Origin of the sequence: Dorea sp. AF24-7LB (assembly GCF_003478575.1) — a bacterium.
In the GTDB taxonomy this organism is placed as follows: Bacteria; Bacillota; Clostridia; order Lachnospirales; family Lachnospiraceae; genus Dorea_D; species Dorea_D hominis.
Map to the genome: position 1 here is coordinate 425,498 of NZ_QUFR01000001.1, position 21,665 is coordinate 447,162.

The 21,665-nt window shown below is 41.3% G+C and carries 23 protein-coding genes and 1 other annotated feature; of the genes, 2 read left to right on the forward strand and 21 right to left on the reverse strand.

All coding sequences use genetic code 11. The features are described from left to right. Window positions 1-3: 3 nt before the first annotated feature. From DWY31_RS02105 to DWY31_RS02150, 10 genes are all read right to left on the reverse strand, one after another. On the reverse strand, window positions 4-618 hold the full coding sequence (locus DWY31_RS02105; RefSeq protein WP_118519392.1) for a regulatory protein RecX: 615 nt from the start codon (window positions 616-618) through the stop codon (window positions 4-6). Next, window positions 618-1,682 (reverse strand): recombinase RecA, encoded by a 1,065-nt coding sequence (recA, locus tag DWY31_RS02110; RefSeq protein WP_021860526.1) that lies wholly within the window; start codon window positions 1,680-1,682, stop codon window positions 618-620. Before recA ends, DWY31_RS02105 begins: the two co-directional genes overlap by 1 nt. 233 nt (window positions 1,683-1,915) lie before the next feature. Continuing rightward, window positions 1,916-2,377, reverse strand: a complete 462-nt coding sequence (locus DWY31_RS02115) for a YbaK/EbsC family protein (protein ID WP_021860527.1) — start codon at window positions 2,375-2,377, stop codon at window positions 1,916-1,918. A 128-nt stretch (window positions 2,378-2,505) separates the two neighbouring features. Further along, complete coding sequence (locus DWY31_RS02120; RefSeq protein WP_199671901.1) at window positions 2,506-3,717, reverse strand: D-alanyl-D-alanine carboxypeptidase family protein; 1,212 nt, start codon at window positions 3,715-3,717, stop codon at window positions 2,506-2,508. 51 nt (window positions 3,718-3,768) lie between these two features. Further along, entirely contained in the window at window positions 3,769-4,347 is a 579-nt protein-coding gene (gene scpB / locus DWY31_RS02125) for an SMC-Scp complex subunit ScpB (RefSeq protein WP_021860529.1), read from the reverse strand. Beyond that, entirely contained in the window at window positions 4,325-5,101 is a 777-nt protein-coding gene (locus tag DWY31_RS02130; RefSeq protein ID WP_021860530.1) for a segregation and condensation protein A, read from the reverse strand. The genes scpB and DWY31_RS02130 overlap by 23 nt, the downstream gene beginning before the upstream one ends. A 59-nt stretch (window positions 5,102-5,160) precedes the next feature. Continuing rightward, window positions 5,161-6,027, reverse strand: a complete 867-nt coding sequence (locus DWY31_RS02135; protein ID WP_243060349.1) for a metallophosphoesterase — start codon at window positions 6,025-6,027, stop codon at window positions 5,161-5,163. A 3-nt stretch (window positions 6,028-6,030) separates the two neighbouring features. Continuing rightward, window positions 6,031-6,834 carry an HAD-IIA family hydrolase gene (locus tag DWY31_RS02140; protein ID WP_021860532.1) on the reverse strand — a complete coding sequence of 268 codons (804 nt, stop codon included), beginning with the start codon at window positions 6,832-6,834 and terminating at the stop codon, window positions 6,031-6,033. A 44-nt stretch (window positions 6,835-6,878) separates the two neighbouring features. Then, on the reverse strand, window positions 6,879-8,120 hold the full coding sequence (locus DWY31_RS02145) for a D-alanyl-D-alanine carboxypeptidase family protein (protein WP_330411786.1): 1,242 nt from the start codon (window positions 8,118-8,120) through the stop codon (window positions 6,879-6,881). A gap of 68 nt (window positions 8,121-8,188) precedes the next feature. Next, window positions 8,189-8,932 carry a helix-turn-helix domain-containing protein gene (locus tag DWY31_RS02150; protein ID WP_158575477.1) on the reverse strand — a complete coding sequence of 248 codons (744 nt, stop codon included), beginning with the start codon at window positions 8,930-8,932 and terminating at the stop codon, window positions 8,189-8,191. Between the two features lie 199 nt (window positions 8,933-9,131). Between DWY31_RS02150 and DWY31_RS02155 the strand changes: the two genes are divergently transcribed. After that, a complete protein-coding gene (locus DWY31_RS02155) occupies window positions 9,132-10,487 on the forward strand; it encodes a sodium-dependent transporter (protein WP_118519395.1) in 1,356 nt (451 codons plus the stop codon). A gap of 226 nt (window positions 10,488-10,713) precedes the next feature. Here DWY31_RS02155 and DWY31_RS02160 read toward each other — a convergent pair whose 3' ends face one another. The 7 genes from DWY31_RS02160 to DWY31_RS02190 all read right to left on the reverse strand — a co-directional run bounded on the left by DWY31_RS02160 (window position 10,714) and on the right by DWY31_RS02190 (window position 18,252). Further along, on the reverse strand, window positions 10,714-11,577 hold the full coding sequence (locus DWY31_RS02160) for a DegV family protein (RefSeq protein WP_118519396.1): 864 nt from the start codon (window positions 11,575-11,577) through the stop codon (window positions 10,714-10,716). Between the two features lie 134 nt (window positions 11,578-11,711). After that, window positions 11,712-13,073, reverse strand: a complete 1,362-nt coding sequence (locus DWY31_RS02165; protein WP_118519397.1) for a spore germination protein — start codon at window positions 13,071-13,073, stop codon at window positions 11,712-11,714. Between the two features lie 55 nt (window positions 13,074-13,128). After that, entirely contained in the window at window positions 13,129-13,650 is a 522-nt protein-coding gene (locus tag DWY31_RS02170) for a deoxyuridine 5'-triphosphate nucleotidohydrolase (RefSeq protein ID WP_118519398.1), read from the reverse strand. Window positions 13,651-13,698: 48 nt separating this feature from the next. Continuing rightward, the gene (locus DWY31_RS02175; protein WP_118519399.1) at window positions 13,699-14,472 is read right to left on the reverse strand and encodes an ABC transporter ATP-binding protein; all 774 of its coding nucleotides are present in this window, start codon (window positions 14,470-14,472) and stop codon (window positions 13,699-13,701) included. Next, window positions 14,473-15,345: an ABC transporter permease gene (locus DWY31_RS02180; RefSeq protein WP_118519400.1), complete on the reverse strand. Its 873-nt coding sequence runs from the start codon at window positions 15,343-15,345 to the stop codon at window positions 14,473-14,475. Between the two features lie 37 nt (window positions 15,346-15,382). Next, on the reverse strand, window positions 15,383-16,414 hold the full coding sequence (locus tag DWY31_RS02185; protein ID WP_118519401.1) for an ABC transporter substrate-binding protein: 1,032 nt from the start codon (window positions 16,412-16,414) through the stop codon (window positions 15,383-15,385). A 122-nt stretch (window positions 16,415-16,536) separates the two neighbouring features. Then, window positions 16,537-16,785, reverse strand: a binding site (T-box leader). 81 nt (window positions 16,786-16,866) lie between these two features. Then, window positions 16,867-18,252, reverse strand: coding sequence for an alanine/glycine:cation symporter family protein (locus tag DWY31_RS02190; RefSeq protein WP_118287840.1), 1,386 nt, complete (start codon window positions 18,250-18,252; stop codon window positions 16,867-16,869). Between the two features lie 638 nt (window positions 18,253-18,890). On the opposite strand from DWY31_RS02190, the gene DWY31_RS02195 reads away from it, so the two are divergent. Then, window positions 18,891-19,424: an ECF transporter S component gene (locus DWY31_RS02195; RefSeq protein ID WP_021861045.1), complete on the forward strand. Its 534-nt coding sequence runs from the start codon at window positions 18,891-18,893 to the stop codon at window positions 19,422-19,424. Window positions 19,425-19,624: 200 nt separating this feature from the next. Here DWY31_RS02195 and DWY31_RS13860 read toward each other — a convergent pair whose 3' ends face one another. The 4 genes from DWY31_RS13860 to metA all read right to left on the reverse strand — a co-directional run bounded on the left by DWY31_RS13860 (window position 19,625) and on the right by metA (window position 21,656). Continuing rightward, the gene (locus DWY31_RS13860) at window positions 19,625-19,762 is read right to left on the reverse strand and encodes a hypothetical protein (RefSeq protein ID WP_158549885.1); all 138 of its coding nucleotides are present in this window, start codon (window positions 19,760-19,762) and stop codon (window positions 19,625-19,627) included. A 70-nt stretch (window positions 19,763-19,832) separates the two neighbouring features. After that, a complete protein-coding gene (locus DWY31_RS02200; RefSeq protein WP_021861047.1) occupies window positions 19,833-20,123 on the reverse strand; it encodes a helix-turn-helix domain-containing protein in 291 nt (96 codons plus the stop codon). Window positions 20,124-20,150: 27 nt separating this feature from the next. Then, window positions 20,151-20,342: a type II toxin-antitoxin system RelE/ParE family toxin gene (locus tag DWY31_RS14420; protein ID WP_243059749.1), complete on the reverse strand. Its 192-nt coding sequence runs from the start codon at window positions 20,340-20,342 to the stop codon at window positions 20,151-20,153. Window positions 20,343-20,729: 387 nt separating this feature from the next. After that, on the reverse strand, window positions 20,730-21,656 hold the full coding sequence (gene metA, locus DWY31_RS02210) for a homoserine O-acetyltransferase MetA (RefSeq protein ID WP_118519402.1): 927 nt from the start codon (window positions 21,654-21,656) through the stop codon (window positions 20,730-20,732). Between the last annotated feature and the right edge of the window lie 9 nt (window positions 21,657-21,665).

Consider the following 21,665-nt stretch of genomic DNA (forward strand, 5'->3'; position numbering starts at 1 on the left):
ATGTCAAGCGCTCCCCTCAGAAACTTGTATTACTTGACGTATGTCTTCATAACGGAATCCTTTTCTCGTCAGATAGCCCAGTATTTTGCGGGTTTGCACATGATCCGCCGTCTTCGGGTCATAATGCTTCTTTGCAAGAAGCGTCATGATCGCATGTCTGGCATCTTCATGCCCGTAACACTCTTCCATCGCCTCGTCAATCTCATCTCTTGCGATTCCCTTCTCTGCCAGCGCCGCATAAATCTCTCTCTTGCTCTTTTTATCCTTCCTGCTGTCGATAAAGCTGCGGGCATAAGCCGCATCATTGATATAGCCGAAAGACTTCACATAAGCAATCACTTCCTTCACGATATCATCCGGATAGCCTCCACGCTTAAGCTTCGTACGGAGTTGCTCCTCCGTTCTCCCCATATCTGTCAGTAAATGCATGGCTCGAAGCTTTGCACGTTTCAGTACAATCTCACTCCGGATCTTCTGATATATGTCTTCTGCTATCTCCCGGCTCTCTGCCAGATGATACCGCTTAACCTCTCCCTGATAGAGAACAAATGCCGGATGTTCATCTATATAGATGCGGAACTTTGTCTTTGTCAGTGGTTCCACTCTGGTGACTGTCATTACTCTTTCTCAGCTTTCTTTGGAGTCTCTGTCTGTTCTTCTTCCTCTTCACCGTCTTCAAATGCATAGTGCTTGCGGATCTTGTGATCCAGTTCCTCCATGATATCCGGGTGTTCTGTCAGATAGTTCTTGGCATTCTCACGTCCCTGCCCGATCTTATCACCGTTATACGCAAACCAGGATCCACTCTTGCTTACCAGTCCAAGGTTTACTGCGAGATCAAGGATGTCTCCTTCTTTTGAGATTCCCTTACCAAACATAATATCAAATTCTGCTTCCTTAAACGGAGGCGCAATCTTATTCTTCACAATCTTCACTCTTGTACGGTTACCGATCATCTCACCACTCTGCTTCAATGTCTCAATTCTTCTGACATCCATACGGACAGATGCGTAGAACTTCAGTGCACGTCCGCCGGTAGTTGTCTCCGGATTGCCAAACATAACACCGACTTTTTCACGTAGCTGGTTGATAAAGATCACGACGCAATTGGACTTGCTGATTACAGGCGTCAGTTTACGCAACGCCTGAGACATCAGTCTTGCCTGCAGACCAACGTGTGAATCTCCCATATCTCCTTCGATCTCCTGTCGCGGTACGAGAGCCGCTACCGAATCAATAACAATAATATCCATAGCTCCGGAGCGCACCATCGTCTCCGCAATCTCCAGCGCCTGGTCTCCACTGTCCGGCTGTGAGATATAAAGCTCATCAATATCTACACCGATATTCTTTGCATATACCGGATCCAGCGCATGCTCTGCATCGATAAAACCGGCAATACCGCCCTGCTTCTGCACTTCTGAAATCATATGAAGCGCAACCGTTGTCTTACCACTGGACTCCGGTCCGTAAATTTCTACAATTCGTCCCTTCGGCACACCGCCCATACCGAGCGCGATATCCAGACTCAGAGATCCTGTCGGAATTGTCTCAACTGCAACCTGTGCTGCCGGATCTCCCAGCTTCATAACCGTACCTTTACCGAAATCCTTCTCCAGCTTTGCAATGGCTGCATCTAATGCCTTCTTCTTATTCTCATTCTTTGTATCATTACCTGCCATAAAAGTTATCTCCTTCTCTCGTGACGAACGCATGTTCGTTTTTCTGTTTACAATAGTAGTACACTTGTTCTGTTTTGTCAATATACTTTCGTCTCTCTCTGTGAAATAATCCGGCGAAGTGCCGATGTTGAATTACAGAATGTATTTATATTCAGCATGCTTAAATACATTTTTACTCTAGCATACTCTCCGGAACAAGTCAAAGAGAATTTCTGATATCGCCACACTTTACTTTATTTACACACGTCGATCCATTTCTTACACTGTCCGTATCGCTCCAGTTCCGGAATCGTAAGTTGGATCATGCTGTTGCCGCTTCCTGCTGCCGGATAGACCGTTTTATAAGCTTTGAGTGATTCATCCAGATATACCTCTACGCCTTCATTGACAGCAAACGGACATACGCCGCCGACCGCATGACCTACCAGCAGTTCTACTTCCTCGAATTTCAGCATATGCGCTTTGCTTCCAAACTCTGTACGGTATTTCTTATTGTCAATCTTCTTATCTCCCGCCGTTACGATCAAGATTACTTTTTCATCCAGATGAAAAGACAGTGTCTTAGCGATTCTTCCCGGCTCGCAGCCTAATACATCTGCTGCCTCTTCCACCGTTGCACTGGAACTATCTTTCTCCATGACTCTGTCTTCCATCCCATAATTCTTAAAATATGCTTTTACTTTTTCAATTGCCATGTTTTTATTCCTCGTTTTCGTCTTTTGTCATATGTAAAACATTATACTTTTTTCTTTGCACAAGCGCAACCGTCCCATATGAAATCCTTTTACCTGCAAAACCTGCCACTGATTGCTCCATCCTAATGCTATGGTGACAAAAACAGCTTTCTCATAACAAACGCAAGACATCCTCCCGGGGAACGGGCTTCTACCGTTTCATCTGCAATAACCGGACAGGCACACACGGCTTTTCCGTTAAGGAAATACTGCACTTCACCAATCTGTTCTCCCTTTTTCACCGGCGCATGCAGATTCTTCGGAATCTTCTTTTTTACTTCCAATTTTTCATCTTTTCTCATCAGGATTTTCTCTGTTTCTTTCTGAATATGTGCCGTCAGATGTTCCCCTTTCTGGTATGGATTTCCTTTATTTACAGCATCCTTTATATATACCTGGATTCCTTCTTCATCCGGGAGCTCTGCCTTTTGATAATTTTTCAGTCCATACTCCATCAGTTTTCTCGTATCTTTCCATTTATAAGAACGGTTCCCTGGCCACCCGCAGGCAAGAAGTACCACAATAAATGTCCGGTTATCACTTTTTAACGCTCCGATATAGCAGTATCCTGCTTTCGCTGTAAATCCCGTTTTTCCGCTTAGTGCCCCATCCATCATTTTCAAAAACGCATTATGATTCCGGCAGGAAAATGTCCTTGTCTGCTCGATGTTCTGGAACGAATACATCTCCTTTCGTGTAATCTCAAGAAACTGTTCTCGTTTTGGCGATTCTGTGATGCAATATCGGAAAATCCGTGCAAGATCTTCTGCTGTCGTCCGATGTGCACCTTTTTCATCCGTTCCATCCAGACCGTTCGGTGTCACAAAGTGCGTATCTTTGCATCCAATCTCTTTCGCTTTTTTATTCATTTCCACAGCAAATTCCTGTACACTCCCGGCAACGTTTTCCGCAACCAGCACTGCACTGTCGTTATGGGACTCCAGCATCAGCGAATATAACAGATCTTTCAGTCTGTAATTTTCTCCTTTCCGCACGCCGAGACGGACCTGTGGCTGCCGGCATGCCTCTTCTGATACTTTTACTTCACTATCTGTTTTTCCTTCTTCCAGTGCCAGAATACACGTCATAATCTTCGTTGTGCTTGCCATCGGGCGCACTGCATTTCCTTCTTTTTCAAATAAAATACGCCCACTATCCGCATCCATCAGGACTGCCGACCGGGCGTATAACTGTTCTGCAAACTGTTCTCCCTCTGCTTTAACTGCAACCGGTTTCCGGCTCCACCAACTCACAAGAAAAACGATAAGCAAAATACATGCTCTGTTTCTTCTATTTTTCATATTGCACCGCCCATACATTACTATCCTAAATGTATGCAGACAGTCCAGAATCTATACATCTAATTTTAGCTGCACTTCTTCTTCCGCTTCTGATTTGAAATGCTCCACCTGTTCCGGATTCAGAACCGGAAGATCATCTACAGACTGGATACTGAATCTGCGCAGAAATTCTTCTGTCGTTCCAAACAAAATCGGTTTACCCGGCGCATCCAGCCTTCCCACTTCACAGGCAAGGTTATATTCCACCAGTTTATTCACCGCATGATCCGACTTCACACCTCTGATCTTTTCAACCTCCAGCTTCGTCACCGGCTGTTTGTACGCAATAATCGACAACGTTTCCAGCAGGACATCTGTAAGCACATACCGTCTCGGCTGTTTGGCGATACGGATCAGATAATCATAATTTTGCTTTTTCGTACATAACTGGAAAGAATCCTCCAGTTCTACGATCTGGATTCCACGGTCTTCTGCCTGGTATTTATCCATCATCTGATGGACGATCTTTCTTGTTGTCTCTTCATCGTGTTCAATGGCAGATGCAATCTTGCCAAGTTCCACAGAGTCTCCCATTGTAAATAAAATTGCTTCTATTGCGCTTTCTAATCTATTGATCTCCACTGTCTCCATACCTTTCTTCTCCTACATGCGAAGTGATCAGAATGTCATCAAACGGCTGTTCCTGACTGATACTGATCTGTCCTTCCTTCATCATCTGCAAAATCGCAAGAAATGTTACCACAACCTGTGTTTTTGAACTTTGCTTTGTCAGAAGACTCCGGAAACTAAAGTTTCTGTGTTCCTTTGCATACTCATAAACATAGCCAAGCTTGTCTGTCAGCGTCACTTCTTCTTTTTCGATTTTACCGAATTTGCTCCGCACCGGATCGACTTTGTCCACCTGACGTCTCATGACATCTTTGAAAATACGGTTCAGTTTTGCCAGCGTAAGATCTCCTAATAGCTTGTCCAGATCGACCGGCTCCACATATTCCATGACTTCTTCCGGAATAGTTGCTTCCTTGTACAGGATTCCTTCCGAATCTGTCTCTCTGTCCTTCAACTCATAGGACATGAATTTATACATCTTATATTCCAGTAACTGTTCTACTAATTCCTGTCTCGGATCTTCCTCTTCCCCGTCTTCCGTCACTTCTTTTGGAAGTAGCATCCGGCACTTAATATCCAGAAGCGTAGCCGCCATAACGAGGAACTCACTCATAATATTCAGATCTTCCCGTTCCATGGCTTTGATGTAGTCCATGTACTGGTTTGTGATCTCTACGATTGGAATATCATAAATATCTATTTTATTTTTGTCTATTAAATGTAAAAGCAGATCCAACGGACCTTCAAACACCTGTAGTTTTACCGGAATTCCCATTTCTCATCCTCACATTATTTTCATATACCGTAACTTATTTATTATACAGAATTTTCCTGTTAATTACAAGTTTTCAAATGCAATACGATAAATTCCGCCGGATTCCACAGACGGATATGAAATGTATGCGTTCCAAGACCTTTGCTTACAACACTGATTTTGTCGCCATCCCGGTACAGATCACCTGAATATTTCGGAAATAGTTCAAATGCCGGAGAAATAACCCCTAAGATTCCTGGTATTCTCACCACACCTCCATGCAGATGTCCGGACAGCACAAGATCCGCCCCCCACTTCTGATATGTCTCCATATAAGTTGGATTATGTGCAAGCAATACCTCGTACGTTGTCTCATCTGGCTGTCCGATCCGTTCGATTATTTCTTCCACAGTAAGCGTACCTTTCCGGAAACGCCGATAACAGGCTAACGGAATCTCCAGCCCGCGAAGTGTGATATTATACTCCGCAAAACGCACTGTTTCATTTTCCAGAAAATGTACTCCGCAAGCCTCCAATACTTCTTTGTATTCCACATAAGAATATTGATAATCTTCCGGGTTCTCTTTCATACGCTGCTCGTGGTTACCACTCGCACAATAAACCGGGCAGATCCCGGTTATTTCTTTTACAAAAGAAAGCGCCGGCGTATAATCGGTATCTTCTTTTCCGATCAACATATCACCGCCAATCCAGATAAAATCCGGATCAGACTCACGGATCGCTTTTACAAGGTTCTCATTATTCTGTCCATATTGCTGATTATGAAGATCACTTAAAAATACAATTTTCTTTTCTTTCCCTTCCGGAATATTCAGTTTTTCAGATACGATCGCATAATCGGTTCTCTTAAAACAATGTACTTCTCTGTAAATCTTGATTCCGGCAAGAATAGCCAGAACGAGAATAATTTCTGCTATGATCTGCACGGCTTACTCTCCTTTTGCCCTCTTAAATGCCTGCAACAGTGTACGAATATCTGCGAATGCATAATCCGGCATATATTCTGTCTCTTTTAAGTCTTCCGGCTTTGCTTCCCCTGTATAGACGAGTGCCGTCTGCACTCCGGCATTGATGCCACAGGCAATATCCGTATACAAACGGTCTCCGACTACCAGCACTTCTTCCGGCCTGGCATTCACCTGTTCCATACACATCCGTACAATCTCCGGATTCGGTTTCCCGACATAATAAGGCGTCCGGTCAACCGTCACTTTTAACATTTCACAGATTCCACCACAATCCGGCACAAAGCCGAACGCTGTCGGACAACGGTAATCTGGATTTGTACCGATATAATCCACTTCCGTGCGAAGAAGCAATTCACAGGCTGTCTCGATTTTTCCATAATGAAGCGTCCGGTCAAATCCTGCCACAACACAGGCAACATCCGGCTCTACCTGCTCTGTTACAAACAATCCACATTCTTCTACTTCTTTTCTGAAAGATGGTGTACCGAGAACGAAAAGCTTTTTTCCGGCATAGTGCGCTTTCAAATACTCACAGGTTGCATAAGATGCTGTCATAAACTGGGATGCCTCCGCCCGGATCCCCCAGCGGGCAAATTTTTCTATATAATCTTTTCTGCTTTTCACAGAATTATTTGTGATATAAAAAGATTTCCCTCCAATTTTCTCTATATAATCCAGCAGTTCTTTTGTTCCGTCATATAAAGTCTCGTCCACTGCCAATGTTCCGTCTATGTCAAATAAAAAATATCTTTTGTCTTTCAGCATATATGTTCTCCTTCATTTCATTCAGTAACAGTATATAATTAATGTCAGGACTTTGCAAACAGAAAAGAAGACGCAAACTCCCGGATAACATCAAATAATCTCTGTCTGCCGATACTTTCTTTCGATACAACCGGAACAGTTCCAATCGACTTTCCATCCAGTGTATATTCTATTGTTCCCACTTTGTCACCTTTCTTCACCGGTGCATGCAGATTCTTCTTTATATGAAGAGAACGCTTAATTTTGGATATATCTTCTCCCTGTGACAGGACATAGGAAAACCTTTTTTCCGTCATAATTTTAAACATATCTTTTTTGCCGCGTATCAGTTTTATCTCTTTTAATTTCAGATTTTCTTTCTCCCGGTATACTTTGCATGAGCCGAATCCATATTCCAGAAGAGAAATGGCATCTTTCATCCGCTTCTTACTGTCATCTGCCGCCATGATCACTGCGATCAGTTCTACATCGTCTTTTTTTGCAGTCGCAGAAATGCAGAATTTTGCTTTTCCGGTAGAACCTGTTTTCAGTCCGGTTGCATATGCATAATGCCTGATCAGTTTATTCGTATTGCTAAGTCCGAATGTTGTCTTTCCTTTTTTCGTCTCGTGTGTAATGTCTTCCATCCAGATTTTGCAATACTTTTCAATCTGAGGGTGTTTACGCAGCATCTCTCTCGACATTTTTGCAATATCTCTTGCTGTTGTCTCATGTCCGTCTGTATCCAGACCGTTACAGTTCTTAAAATGTGTATGCATCATTCCCAGCTCTTCTGCTCGCTTATTCATCTGTCCGACAAACACTTTCTCACTGCCTCCGACATGTTCTGCCATTGCCACTGCCGCATCATTGGCGCTTGCCACAGCAATACATTTGATCATCGTCTTAACGCTCTGTGTCTCTCCCGGTTCAAGAAATACCTGGGAACCACCCATAGATGCAGCATACTCAGAAACGGTCACCGGATCTTCCAGTTTTATTTTTCCAGCATCCAGTGCGTCAAATACAAGCAGAAGTGTCATAATCTTCGTTACGCTTGCAGGCGGGCGTTTCTCATCTGCATTCTTTTCATACAAAACTTTCCCAGTCGATACTTCCATTAAAAGAGCAGACGGAGCTGATACCATTTCTTTTGTATCCTCTGTCTCCTTCTGCTCTTTTTCTTCATTATCTGTATTTTCTGTAGTTTCCCTTTCTTCTTCCGCCAGACTTAAGATACTGCTCTGGCAGGTCATCATAACAACCGCTAGCAAAAACACTATCCCTCTTTTTATAATCTGTTTCATCCGGCATCCACCAATTTTATGTAGTTACTACTAATATAATAAATGCTTACATAAAATATGAGTAAAATCTATTTTTCCTCCGGGTTCTCCTCTTCATACTTTTCTTTGTTTGCTCTTGCTGTTTCTATCGCTCCCTTGAAATAAATGATACTGCATCCAACCGTTATCACTGTTCCAATACCTGCCGCTGCAATTCCTTCTATACCACCTGCTTTAATTCCATTTATTACAGCACCTGAGCCAACAATCCAGATCATCCATGCAGCTCCCATAGTTGCATAAAACAGTTCTACTTTCTTGCTGGAATGTCTGAGATTTTTTTCTGGCAGGTAACGTTCCAGATAGGAACCACACCACATGAACACTATAATAAGACCAATCAACAATATGCTTCGTCCTTTTAGTAGCAATACATTTCCTTCTGGCCAGAACAGTACATTCAATATCCATACCGGATCCCCCCATAATGTCGGCAATAAAATTAATACAAGTGGTAAAGTCATCAACAGATAAATAATCAGCTGAAACCTGTGCATCGTATTTTCTCTTACTGTTCCCATAAGCATCTTTTCGGTCTCTTCTTTATAATGCTCCGGTTCTATCTTTTTCCCGGCCAACAGTTCACTTACTTCGATATCCAACTCTCTGCAAATCTCCTCGATCAGATTCACATCTGGAAAGGACCTTCCGTTTTCCCATTTGGAAACTGCACGGTCTGTTACATTCAGTCTGTCTCCTAATTCTTTCTGTGTCAGATTTTTTTCATGTCTGCACTGTGCTATAAATTTTCCCGTCTTCCGTACATCAATCATATTCTGTACTCCTCTCTGATTTACTGCCCATATCATAACATAATTTCTTATTTTTCTCACCACACTGTCAGTTGAGTTATATTTTCATCCTTCAAATTGTGTATTTCGCATGATTTTTTCTTGAAAATACAAGTTTTTCGTGTCATAATATAACACAATACATCTATAAGGAATGCTTATCATTAGAGGAGGTTTTAACATGCAAAAAAGAAGTAGTTTTTCCGGCAAGCTCGGTTTCGTACTGGCAGCCGCCGGATCTGCGGTAGGACTCGGTAACATCTGGCGATTCCCCTACCTCGCTGCAAAATATGGTGGAGGAACGTTTTTATTTATTTACCTGATCTTGGCAGTCACATTTGGTTTTACACTGATGACCGCAGAGATCGCAATCGGACGTAAGACAGGACTCAGCGCCATTGGTGCTTTCACTATACTTGATAAAAGATTCAAGTTTCTCGGTATTCTGGCATCAGCAGTGCCGATCATTATTTTCCCATATTATTCCGTTATCGGTGGATGGGTTGTCAAATACTTTTTCGTATTTGTCACTGGTTCCGGTCACACAGCAGCGGGCGACAGTTATTTTACAGATTTCATTGGCGGAACATTCGAACCGATCGGATGGTTTTTCTTGTTTATTGCAGTTACAGCAGTTATCGTTGGTTTTGGTGTAGAGCAGGGTATCGAAAAGGTCAGCAAATTCATGATGCCGATCCTCGTTCTTCTGACTCTGTTCGTTGCCTTATATGGACTGACGATCGACGGTGCCATGGACGGACTTTCTTACTATCTGAAACCACATATGGCTGACGTATCCGCGAAGACAATCCTTGCAGCTATGGGACAGCTCTTTTATTCCATGTCACTTGCCATGGGTATTATGATCACATACGGTTCCTATATGAAGAAAGAAAATCATCTGGAAAGTTCTGTACGACAGATTGAAATATTCGATACCGGTGTTGCTTTCCTTGCAGGTCTTATGATTATCCCAGCAGTATTCGCATTTTCCGGTGGTGACAGTTCTGCACTGCAGGCAGGTCCGGGGCTAATGTTCATTACACTTCCAAAAGTATTTGGCAATATGAAATTTGGCAATGTTGTCGGAACAGTATTTTTCCTGCTTGTGTTCTTTGCGGCGCTTACTTCCGCAATTTCACTGATGGAGACGATTGTATCAATCTTAAGAGATAAACTTGGCTGGACAAGAAAAGGAACCTGTGTGTTTGTAACAATTCTGGCACTTGTTATGGGTGTTCCGTCTTCTCTCGGATTCGGTCCACTCAGTTTCATTTCCTGGATGGGAATGTCTGTACTTGATATTATGGACTTTGTCAGCAACAGCGTACTAATGCCGATCGTAGCATTCTTCACCTGTATCTTTATCGGTTTTGTAATTAAGCCATCTACGATCGCAGACGAAGTAAAAGTGACAGATGGAACGTTTAAAGGCGAAAAATTATTTGCAGTTATGATCAAATGGATCGCTCCGATCTTCCTTGTGCTGATCCTCTTGAGTTCCGTAGCAAGTGCATTAGGAATCTTTACTCTGTAAGAAGTATATTGCAACTACAGGAATACATTATACACCAACAGCAGAATATGATAATTTGGGACTTTCTTCCCAAGATAAAACGGACAGGATTTCAGTTAATATTTTCTAAAATCCTGTCCGCTGTTTATTTAATTACCAGAAGCTCGTAAAAATCGCCATTGACTGACTGCCTTTTGAATCTTTCCATCCATAGACTGTCTGGCAAGATCTGAGCAGGCTTCTTTGCCTATCTCTTTCCACCCATATGGAATACCGCCAGTACACCCGGACCGGTATGGCTTCCAATCACGGTTCCGATATTATTGATAAGAATATTCTCCACTCCCATCTTCTCACGGACAACTTTTGCCAGATATTCTGCATCTTCCGGGCAGTCTCCATGTGTGATCATGATAATCTCATTATCCCATCCTTTTGAACGCTCTACAGACATATCTACAATCTTCTGGATAGAACGTTTTCTTCCTCTCTCTTTACCGATCACCTGCAGCTTACCTTCGTCATCTACATGGATGATCGGCTTAATCTGTACCATTGTTCCGAGAACTGCCGCTGTCTTTGACACACGCCCGCCTCTCTGCAGATGATGCAGGTCATCTACTGTGACATTGTGGCAGACATGTAATTTATTCTGCTCTACCCAGTCTGCAAGTTCTTCTACGGACATGCCTTCCTTCTTATGTTTCAGTGCATAATACAGAAGAAGTCCTTCTCCCATACAAGCACACAACGTGTCAATCACGATGATCTTACGCTCCGGATATTCTTCTTTCAGCTCTTCTGCCGCAATCCGCATACTGTTATATGTACCGCTGAGTCCGGAAGAAAATGCCAGATGAAGGATATCTTTTCCCTCTCTTACAATCTTCTCCAGACCTTCTTTTGCCTGCTCCGGGTTTACCTGTGTCGTCACAGCCATCTTTCCTTCTCTTAACTTTTGGAAAAATTCCTTTGACGTAAGACCTGACATATCATCATAAGTTTCATTATCTATCGTATATTTTAACGGAATCACCGGAACAGCTCTCTCCTCAAGCCATTCCCTTGGTAAGTCAACTGTACTGTTGACAGAAATTACATATTCACTCATCTTTCAAATCCTCCTATTTCTTAGGTTGGCTACATTATACCACCTGGAAACAGGATATGCAAAACATAATACTACACCAACTTACACCAAAATTACACCAAAATTATTACGGTTTGTTCACATTTTCCGGCGTATCAGTTTAACCGTATATGCAGATAACTCCACCCGGACAATGTCTTATTAAAACAGATACTACACACCACAACGATACATCCGATCAGAAAACCGATCCAGTTAAAGAGAGCAGTCAATATAAGCAATTGAAGCCGCATAAATTTGAGTGCATAGCCAAGTTCAAAATTCGGCTGGGTGTAATTAGCGACAGCCACAAAAGCCATGTATAACATTACCTCACTGTTAAACCAGCCGGACTTTACGGAAAATTCTCCCATCACAAGACCTGCGATCACGCTGAGCGGTGTGCTTAACATACTCGGTGTATTAAGAGCTGCAAGTCTTAATCCGTCAATTGCAATCTCCAGAATCAACAATTGGAAAATAAGCGGAATATTTATCATATCTTTTACTGCCACAAACGCAAACATTTTCGGGAGCCAGTTCAAATTCTGCATAAACAGAAGAAACACCGGTGTTAAAAAAATCGTCAAAAAGCTAATCAGCCCTCTCGCTGATTTCAGATACACTCTTGTAAGTGTTGGAAAATAATAATCATTTGCTTCCTCTATGACGTCCAGGATCGATGTCGGCAAGATCATCGCTGATGGAGAATTATCTACCAGCAGAACCACTTTTCCTTCAAAAAGACATGCAGCAGCCGTATCCGGTCGTTCTGTAAACTTAAATTTCGGAAATGGATTGTACCATTTTCTCTTCATCAGACATTCTGCAAGACTCTGTTGGTTCATTCTGAGATCATCGGTTCGGATTGAAAGGACTTTCTGTCTTAAATCGCAGAGAATCTCCTTGTTCACCCGGTCTTTCATATAGCAGATGGCAATATCTGTGCGCGAACTGTCGCCAACCTCCTGCATCTCCATTACAAGATGCTCGCTCCTTATCCTTCGTCTTATCATTGCCGTATTGCTGACAACGGTCTCGACAAAACCATCTCTGGAACCACGAAGTGATTTATCTTTATCCGGCTCTTCCACACTTCTTGCCGGATAAGTACGGCAATCGATTGCGATTGCTCCCTCATAGCCATCCACAAAAAGACAGGTAACACCAGAAAACAGATTTTTTAACACCTGGTCAAAATCTTCTATTAGCTCTACTTCCGTATAGGGAATCGCCATTTCCATAAATTGCAGAATCCCTGCCGGCATATCTTCTTTTTTGATCTTTAAAAGTGCATCCATCAGCTTTAACATATCATCGTCTTTATTTAGACCATTGATAAAATAAAAAGAAGCCATCCTTTCGCCGATCATCAGATCGCGCTGAATCAGGTCAAAGCTCTCCCTCATCGGGAGAGTCTGATTCATATAGGATGTGCTTTCTTCTCTTGAAGCGGTAATCTTTTTCCCGTCTTTCATATATGTTCACCCTCCACTGTCTTACTGACAGTTAGGATGTCCTTTTTCTTTTATCTTATTCACTCTTTGTGGTGCTTCCGAATCCTCCGTTGCGTACTTCTTCTACATCATCATCGACGGTAATTCCATATTCAACGAAAATTCCCTGCATAAATCCGGTACCTTCTTTTAATTCGACTTCTTTCCCTTCTTTTCCATCATTTGTCAGCTTTGCGAAAATATGTCCCTCATTATCGGAACCATAATAATCGCTGTCAATAATTCCAACTGTATTATTAAGCTGCAGACGGTATTTGAATCCAAGACCACTTCTCGGATAGCATTTCAGTACCCAGTTTGCATCCATCTTCACACGAATTCCTGTCGGAACTTTTAATGTCTCCTGCACTTTTAATGTCTTCGTCACAGGCATGAAGAAATCATATCCTGCCGAACCTGCTGTTGCTCGTCTTGGAAGTTTTATTTTTTCATAAATTTCCCGGATTTCTTCATCCGAAACATCTCCGAATGCATCTTTGTATCCTTCTTTAAACTGTACAAAACTTACTTTTTCAAACTGTGCAATTCTCTTAGCCATATCATAATTCTCCTTATTTTGATCAACTATCATATAGCATACCATTATTTAGTTCCCACATTCAATACTGATTTCATTAAACATTGTAAGAATATCATCAATAGAGGTTGTTTCTTTTTCCTTTTTCTTCTTATCTAAAACAATTTTTCCCTGATGCATCATAAGAAGCCGGTTCCCATACTCTACTGCATAACGGAGATTATGTGTTACCATAATCGTTGTAAGATTTTTCTCCTTTACGATTTGATCGGTCAGTTCCATGATAAGGTCTGCCGTCTTTGGATCTAACGCTGCCGTATGCTCATCGAGGATCAGATAATCAATCGGTGTCATCGTTGACATCAGAAGTGCCATCGCCTGTCTCTGACCACCGGACAATACACCGACTTTCACACTCATCTTATCTTCCAGTCCGAGATTCAGTCTGGATAACTGTTCTCTGTAATAAGAAATGCGGTTCTTGTTTGTTCCCCGCAAAAGTCCATACATTTTTCCTTTGTTGTCGGCAAGTGCCATATTTTCAAGGATCGTCATGGAAGGACAGGTTCCCATCGCTGGGTTCTGGTATACTCTTCCAATCCGGAGATTTCTTTTATATTCTTTTTCTTTTGTAATATCCTTTCCGTCCATCAGAATACTGCCTTTTTCCGGTGAAATACTGCCACAGATCAGATTCAGCATAGATGTCTTGCCGGAGCCGTTGCTTCCAACTACGGATACAAATTCACCTTTTCCAATCTGAAGTCCAAAATCATCAAACAGACACATCTCATTGACTGTTCCCGGATTATAATATTTGTGAATTCCTTTTAATTCTAACATCTATTTCACCTTCGTCTTTCTTTCCATACTGATGACCAAAATAATCAGGAATAATACTGCTGTGATCAGCTTCATTGCCTGCGGTTCAAAGTTACGGATTGCAACCGCCACACATGCTTTGTAAATGATCGAACCGATAATGACCGCTGTTGTCGTCTTTACATACGAGATTTTCTTGAAAATACTTGTTCCGATGATTACGCTCGCAAGTCCGATAACGATCGCACCTGTTCCCATGGAGATTTCAAACACACGCTCTTCCTGTGCAAATACACATCCTGCCAGAGATACAAGTCCATTTGCAATTGCAAGTCCTAATATTTTCACATTGCCCTGATCTTTTGCAAGTGCAGTTACGACTGTCTCGTTATCTCCGACTGCCCGGAGCAGATAGCCAGACTTCGTATTCATATAAAGATCCAGAATGATCTTACATACAACCGCAAGGATGAGTACAATAATCAGCGTCACATAACTTTTCATGCTCTCCGGTACAATTTCTATTAGAAAATCATTTTTAAAAATAATGTCCCGAGAAAAAAGCGGTACATTCGCTGTACCTGCAATGTAAAGATTTACAGTCCACAGTGCTGTCATCATAATAATCCCGGACAACAGATCTCTTACTTTACATTTCACATGAATCAGTCCGGTACATACACCTGCCAACACTCCTGCCAAAAAGGAAACCGGCAGTGTCAGATAAGGATTCATCCCTCTTGTAATGAGAGCAGCTGTAACAGCTGCTCCCAGAGGGAAACTTCCATCTACTGTCAGATCCGGAAAATCCAGTATCTTATAAGTAATATATACACCCAGTGCCAATATTGCATATATCAGCCCCTGTTCTAAAATCGTTACGATAAAATCCATGAAACTTCCTCCCAAAACATTACTTTCTTAATTCTTCTTATTTATCTGTCTTTTTGCTTGCTGTGATCTCGTCAAAACTCTCTACTGCACTCTTGGATAGTTCATCCGGAACTTTGATTCCAAGATTAGAAGCTACTTTTTTATTTACATAAAAACCAGGTTTTTTAATGGTTTCATAGTTCATTTCTTCTGCTTTCTTTTCACCTTTTAATACCTGTGCTGCCATCTTACCTGTCTGCTCTCCAAGTGCAATGTAATCCAGTCCTTCTGCTGCAAGGCATCCGATCTTAACCTGTTCGATCTCACTTCCGAATACCGGGATCTTCTTTGCATTTGCTTTGTCAAGAATTGTCGGCAGGGAAGATACGACCGTGTTGTCTGTCAGGTTTGTAATGCAGTCCACTTTGCTTAACAGATCATCTGCAGCAAGTGAAACATCTGCTGTTGTTGAGATTCCTTTCTTCACAAGTGTAAATCCATAATCTTTTACAAGGCTTTCATATTCTTTGATCGCAGATACAGAATTTGCTTCACTTGTTGTATACATGATTCCGATCTTTTTTGCATCCGGTAACATCTTACGGATCATTTCCAGCTGTTCTTTTATCGGAAGTTTGTCAGATGTTCCGGTTGTATTTCCTACGGCTTCGCCATCTTTGTCTGCAAGTTCAGCACTTACCGGATCGGTAACGGCTGTATAAATAACCGGAATGTCTTTGTCCATTGCTACATTGTATGCACTCTGTGCACTTGGTGTTGCGATCGCACAGATCAGGTCCACTTTATCTGAAACAAAACTTTCTGAAATCTGTCCGGCAGTTCCCATATCTGCGGCTGCATTCTTATACTTAACTTTCAGATTCTTGCCTTCTTTGATTCCTTCGTCTTCCAGTCCTTTTAAGAAACCTTCCCGGCAGTTGTCCAGTGAACCGTGCTCTGCAAACTGTTCAATACCGATTGTGTAACTGTCTTTTTTTGCTTCGCTCTTTGTGTCTGACTTTCCACATCCTGCCATCATCGTTGCTGCCATCATTGTTGCTAATACTGCTGCTAATACTCTTTTTTTCATTGTCTTTTTCTCCTTTTTCTGTGTTTATTGATTTTTGTTTCCTGTTAGGAGAGAAAAATGATCGGAACCGACTGGCAGATAAGGAAGTCTTATAAAATAAGAAAACCGCCTCAAACCTATCGGTTTGAGACGGTAATATTATTCTGAAATACTATCGCGGTACCACTCAACTTGACGAATCGTCCACTTTTCTCATGTACTAACATACACTCCTGATTGATAACGGGTTCGGTTCCCGACAAGCCCTACTCTCAAAGATTTCAGACTGCCCTCGAAAGGCCATTCAATTATCCATTCCATACGATGTTCCACCACCCATCGCTCTCTGTAATGTCATCAGATAATCTACTACTCTTTCTCAACGGTTTTGCTTATCTACAATCATTACTTTACTTCATTAAAGTATATTTGTCAAGAACAACTTTGATTAATTTTGTAACTCAAATTTTTAACTAATCTTTAATAACCGGAATTGGTGTGTCATCTTTTGCGTCGAGATCGTTGATGTATTTCTTCGTTTCACTGACGATAACATTTGACAACAACAATACTGCCACAAGGTTTGGTATCGCCATTAGCGCATTCAATGTATCTGCGATCAGCCATACAAGATCTAGCGCTACAACCGGTGCGATAACTGCAACTGCCACATACAGGCAACGATACAGTAATAATACTTTTTTGCCGGCAAAATATTCTACACAGCGTTCTCCGTAATATGCCCATCCAAGAACAGTAGAATATGCAAATGAAATAATACCAAGTGTCAGAATGATCGGTCCAAGAACCGGAATCTGACCAAATGCAAGAGATGTCAAGACACCACCATCCGGGATCTCATCTGCATTAATCGATGGGTTCTTCATAATTGTTGTTACAAGTACAAGACCTGTCATTGCACATACAACAACAGTATCCCAGAATGTTCCTGTAGAAGATACCAGAGCCTGACGGACCGGATTCCTTGTCTGTGCTGCCGCTGCTGCGATCGGCGCAGATCCAAGACCGGATTCATTGGAGAAAAGCCCTCTTGCTACACCAAACCGGAGTGCCATCATAATTCCGCTTCCTACCAGACCACCTGCTGCTGCGCCTGGTGTAAATGCAAGCCGACATATGACTCCAAGTGCTGGAATTATGTAATCATAATTCATACAGAGAATCACGATACATCCCAGTACATAGAAAATTGCCATAAATGGAACAAGCTTCTCACATACATTTGCAATCGCTTTGATTCCACCGAAAATAACAATTGCTGTTAATATTGCAACTACCACACCTACCAGCCATCTTGGAATGTGGAAGTTTGTATAGCAGACTGTTGCAATTGCGTTCACCTGCGTTGCACATCCGATACCGAATGAAGCAAATCCTCCGAAAATAGCAAACAGAAGACCTAACCACTTCATATTCAATCCACGCTCCAACGCATACATAGCACCACCCTGCATACGTCCATCGTCTGTCTTTACACGATACTTCACCGCGATCAGTGACTCTGCATATTTTGTTGCGATTCCAAAAACGCCGGTAAGCCAGATCCAGAGAACTGCCCCCGGTCCACCAAGAGCGATTGCTGTTCCTACACCTATAATATTACCAGTTCCGATTGTTGCCGCCAGAGCAGTCGTAAGCGCACCAAACTGTGATACTTCTCCTTCTGCTTCCGGATCCTTTGTTACAGATAACTTGATTCCTTTTGTTACGGACTTCCACTGGATGAATCCTGTCCGGAAAGTCATATAAAGATGAGTTCCAAACAAGAGTATGATCATCGGCCAGCCCCATACAACACCATTAATTGCGGTAACGACAGAATTAATTGCTTCTAACATAATGTGCCCCCTTTTCATGAATTCTCTGTCCTTAAGTTACTGTACATGTACTTTCTATACCGGTTATTTAGTTATTGAATACATTTTAACCGAACTTATTGAACACATCAATAATTGTTATATAATTATCGAATAATTCGGCATTTTATCTAATATTTTTAGAAAATCTTTTTTCAAATAAGTTGTCCTTGCATGTATTCGTCAATACACACTGGTATGTTTTATCCGCTGATTAGCGTTCGAGGATGCACTTGCATAAGTGCGTGTATTTTCCTCTTTGCCATAACAAAAAGACTCCGGGGAAATTCCATCCTTGGAGTCTAATTTTCGCACAACTTGTATTCATTAAACCAATTGACAAAATTATACTACCATATTTGGAATTTGCATGCAAGTATTTTTTGTATATTATATGTTTTAAATATTCCGTATATGACTACAATTTAAGAAAAAAGAAGACAGCCAAAGTAGTTTTATTTCCTGTCAATGTCAGTTTGTAAAACAAGGGTTTCCAAACTGATAAATATTATCGCTCTCCAAACTGGCGTGGTTATTTTTGCAATAACTGGTTCTTTATTTCAATCCAGTTTCGTTGTAAAGTTTCTACAACAAAACAAAAGAAATGAGGTCTGATAGTTATGAATTCAAATCTGAAAAAAATTGTTATGACAGCTTTATTTGCTGCTTTATCGTGTGTAGCAACCATGTCGATTCACATTCCTACTCCTGGAACCGGCGGATATATCCATCCGGGTGATGCAGTTGTGATTCTCTCCGGTGTGATCCTTGGTCCGGTATACGGACTCCTTGCCGGCGGTATCGGTTCTGCAATGGCTGATTTGATTGGCGGATATTTTATCTATGTACCGATTACATTTGTGATCAAAGGTCTGGTTGCTCTTGCAGCAGGACTGATTTACCAGAAACTTGGACATTCTTCCAAGACAAGATTTACAGCCGTTATCCTTGGCGGAGTTGCTGATATTGTACTTGTTGCCGGCGGCTACTGCCTCTGCGAGATTTTCCTTTACGGAGCTTCCGGAGCACTTGCAAGTGTTCCGGCCAACATCATTCAGGGTGTCGGCGGACTGATCATTTCCGCAATCTTATATCCGGCTCTGATCGCCATTCCGGACGTAAGACAGCTTGCCGGGGAACGCGCTCATTCCTAAGTGACATTATCATTTTTGTTCAGATATTTGCCCCTCATAAAAGAACCAGCACATGAAATCATGCGCTGGTTCTTTTTAACTACTTATGTATGTTTTCTTTTTAGACGTTTATATTATATTTTAAACTTTTCACCTTATATTTATAAGATGATTTTGAGTTCTTAACAATTCGGATGAATCTTAAGTTGTTTTTTCTGTCCTTACACAAGAACGACCTTTTTTGCGGAATCTGCCGACGCAGTTATGCAAGTTCGTCCAGATGCAAGACCTCCCACAACCAATGCAGAGAGCATGACAAGCAGGCAGCTTTGTACGACTTTTCTTTTTGATCTTTTCATTTTCCTTCTCCTTTTTCTACCGAAAATCCGGTGTTCATAACATAATATATCTCCCAATATATTAATCAAATTACTGCTTTTTTACAATCTTTAACTCATATCCTAATGCATTTAATAAATTATTAAATGCCGTTATAGTAGGAACTGTTTCCTTGCGTTCTATCTTTGAAATTGTCTGTTGTCTTTTACCGGATAATTTTGCTAATTCTTTTTGTGTTATATTTTCTTCCTTTCTCAGCATAATCATTTTTTCTATTAATTCATACTCCGCACGAGATTCATCCCATGCTTCTCTAAATTCACTGTCATCCTTTCTTTTTTCTTCAATTTCTTTTTTTATATTTGCTTGTATGAATGGCATATCTTTCACTCCTCTTTTTCTATATTTTTATATAAATTTCTTTCCCAATGCCTTTCCCAATTCTTTTGCTCTCTTTTTTATTATTTTTGAATCTCCCTTTTCCGTTTTGTTTTTTTGCTTTCTGCATGCATGTAATAAATAAATATTGTCACCGTCTGGGATAATATAAAATATGCGATTGTGTTTGTAAAAATATACTTCGTATATTTTTTCTCCCATCTTTTAATATTCAATTTCTCGAATTCTCCATTCTCCATTTTTTCTCTGACACTATATCCATCAACCATTTCAGGGATTGTCAAAGAATCAATATATTCTTTAATTACATTCCTTCCAGAAGAAGTTTCATAATCATATAGTATCATAATTACATATTCTCCTTTCTTCTTTTATATTACACATAATACATCATATATGTTGTATTCGTCAATGTAAAACATCTGTTTATATTATTTTTGCATTAAAAAAAGGAATGCCTTAATTGGCATTCCCATTTTTTAACAATTTTTCTATTTCTGTACACCTTTTCTACACCATTTTCGTAACAAATCATACTAAATTATAATAAATTACGTGATATATAGGATACTTGTAATTCCCGTAAAATCAACGAAAATCCGGTGTTCCGATCATATCATACGGCGTTGCCTGATATACATAATAATTCAGCCAGTTTGTATACAGGTTATTCGCAGTCGCTCTCCACTTAAGGAGCGGTGTCTTTTCCGGATCATCACCCGGATAATAATTCTTCGGCATTGCGATCTCCAGGCCTTTGGAAAGATCACGTTTGTATTCGCCATCCAGAGTTACCCGGTCATATTCCGGATGTCCCATTACGAAAATCTGTCTGCCGTCATCTGCCATAGCAAGGAAAAGTCCAACTTCATCGGACTCAGCAAGCACAGTAATTCGCTCGTCATCCCTTACTGCATCCATCGGCACTTCTGTATGTCTGGAATGTGGTGCAAGGAAACAGTCATCAAATCCACGGACAAGTGGAATCTTACGGTTGAGTACTTTATGCCAGAATAATCCAAAAGCTTTCTCCGGCAACGGCTTCTTATCAATTCCGAAATGATAATACATACCTGCCTGCGCACCCCAGCACAGATGCAGTGTTGAGGTAACATGCGTCTTTGTCCATTCCATGATCTGCTTTAATTCTTCCCAATAATCCACTTCCTCAAATGGGATCTGCTCTACAGGAGCTCCCGTAATGATAAATCCGTCAAATCTCTCATCCCGAATCTCGCCAAAACGATTATAAAACTGGTTTAAATGACTGGTCGGTGTATTCTTTGCTTCATGACTGGATACCATAACAAACGTTACATCCACCTGCAACGGTGTATTGGACAGCGACCGGAGGATCTGAAGCTCCGTATCCTCCTTAAGCGGCATCAGATTCAGAAGTCCGATCTTGATCGGACGGATATCCTGATGCATCGCACGGTGTTCATCCATTACAAATATGTTTTCACTCTCTAAGATCTCCTTTACCGGGAGATCATTCTGCACACGAATCGGCATAATTAAATT

What these genes read in the sequence shown, in the direction of transcription:
- scpB (WP_021860529.1), bottom strand. Translation starts at nt 4,347, where the DNA reads ATGGAGACAGTGGAGATCAATAGATTAGAAAGCGCAATAGAAGCAATT.
- DWY31_RS02105 (WP_118519392.1), bottom strand. Translation starts at nt 618, where the DNA reads ATGACAGTCACCAGAGTGGAACCACTGACAAAGACAAAGTTCCGCATC.
- DWY31_RS02150 (WP_158575477.1), bottom strand. Translation starts at nt 8,932, where the DNA reads ATGATTGATGTACGGAAGACGGGAAAATTTATAGCACAGTGCAGACAT.
- DWY31_RS02200 (WP_021861047.1), bottom strand. Translation starts at nt 20,123, where the DNA reads ATGCCATTCATACAAGCAAATATAAAAAAAGAAATTGAAGAAAAAAGA.
- DWY31_RS02145 (WP_330411786.1), bottom strand. Translation starts at nt 8,120, where the DNA reads ATGAAACAGATTATAAAAAGAGGGATAGTGTTTTTGCTAGCGGTTGTT.
- DWY31_RS02130 (WP_021860530.1), bottom strand. Translation starts at nt 5,101, where the DNA reads ATGGGAATTCCGGTAAAACTACAGGTGTTTGAAGGTCCGTTGGATCTG.
- DWY31_RS14420 (WP_243059749.1), bottom strand. Translation starts at nt 20,342, where the DNA reads ATGGGAGAAAAAATATACGAAGTATATTTTTACAAACACAATCGCATA.
- DWY31_RS02115 (WP_021860527.1), bottom strand. Translation starts at nt 2,377, where the DNA reads ATGGCAATTGAAAAAGTAAAAGCATATTTTAAGAATTATGGGATGGAA.
- DWY31_RS02170 (WP_118519398.1), bottom strand. Translation starts at nt 13,650, where the DNA reads ATGGCTAAGAGAATTGCACAGTTTGAAAAAGTAAGTTTTGTACAGTTT.
- DWY31_RS02190 (WP_118287840.1), bottom strand. Translation starts at nt 18,252, where the DNA reads ATGTTAGAAGCAATTAATTCTGTCGTTACCGCAATTAATGGTGTTGTA.
- DWY31_RS13860 (WP_158549885.1), bottom strand. Translation starts at nt 19,762, where the DNA reads ATGAAAAGATCAAAAAGAAAAGTCGTACAAAGCTGCCTGCTTGTCATG.
- DWY31_RS02185 (WP_118519401.1), bottom strand. Translation starts at nt 16,414, where the DNA reads ATGAAAAAAAGAGTATTAGCAGCAGTATTAGCAACAATGATGGCAGCA.
- DWY31_RS02155 (WP_118519395.1), top strand. Translation starts at nt 9,132, where the DNA reads ATGCAAAAAAGAAGTAGTTTTTCCGGCAAGCTCGGTTTCGTACTGGCA.
- DWY31_RS02180 (WP_118519400.1), bottom strand. Translation starts at nt 15,345, where the DNA reads ATGGATTTTATCGTAACGATTTTAGAACAGGGGCTGATATATGCAATA.
- DWY31_RS02160 (WP_118519396.1), bottom strand. Translation starts at nt 11,577, where the DNA reads ATGAGTGAATATGTAATTTCTGTCAACAGTACAGTTGACTTACCAAGG.
- DWY31_RS02140 (WP_021860532.1), bottom strand. Translation starts at nt 6,834, where the DNA reads ATGCTGAAAGACAAAAGATATTTTTTATTTGACATAGACGGAACATTG.
- metA (WP_118519402.1), bottom strand. Translation starts at nt 21,656, where the DNA reads ATGCCGATTCGTGTGCAGAATGATCTCCCGGTAAAGGAGATCTTAGAG.
- DWY31_RS02165 (WP_118519397.1), bottom strand. Translation starts at nt 13,073, where the DNA reads ATGAAAGACGGGAAAAAGATTACCGCTTCAAGAGAAGAAAGCACATCC.
- DWY31_RS02120 (WP_199671901.1), bottom strand. Translation starts at nt 3,717, where the DNA reads ATGAAAAATAGAAGAAACAGAGCATGTATTTTGCTTATCGTTTTTCTT.
- DWY31_RS02175 (WP_118519399.1), bottom strand. Translation starts at nt 14,472, where the DNA reads ATGTTAGAATTAAAAGGAATTCACAAATATTATAATCCGGGAACAGTC.
- recA (WP_021860526.1), bottom strand. Translation starts at nt 1,682, where the DNA reads ATGGCAGGTAATGATACAAAGAATGAGAATAAGAAGAAGGCATTAGAT.
- DWY31_RS02195 (WP_021861045.1), top strand. Translation starts at nt 18,891, where the DNA reads ATGAATTCAAATCTGAAAAAAATTGTTATGACAGCTTTATTTGCTGCT.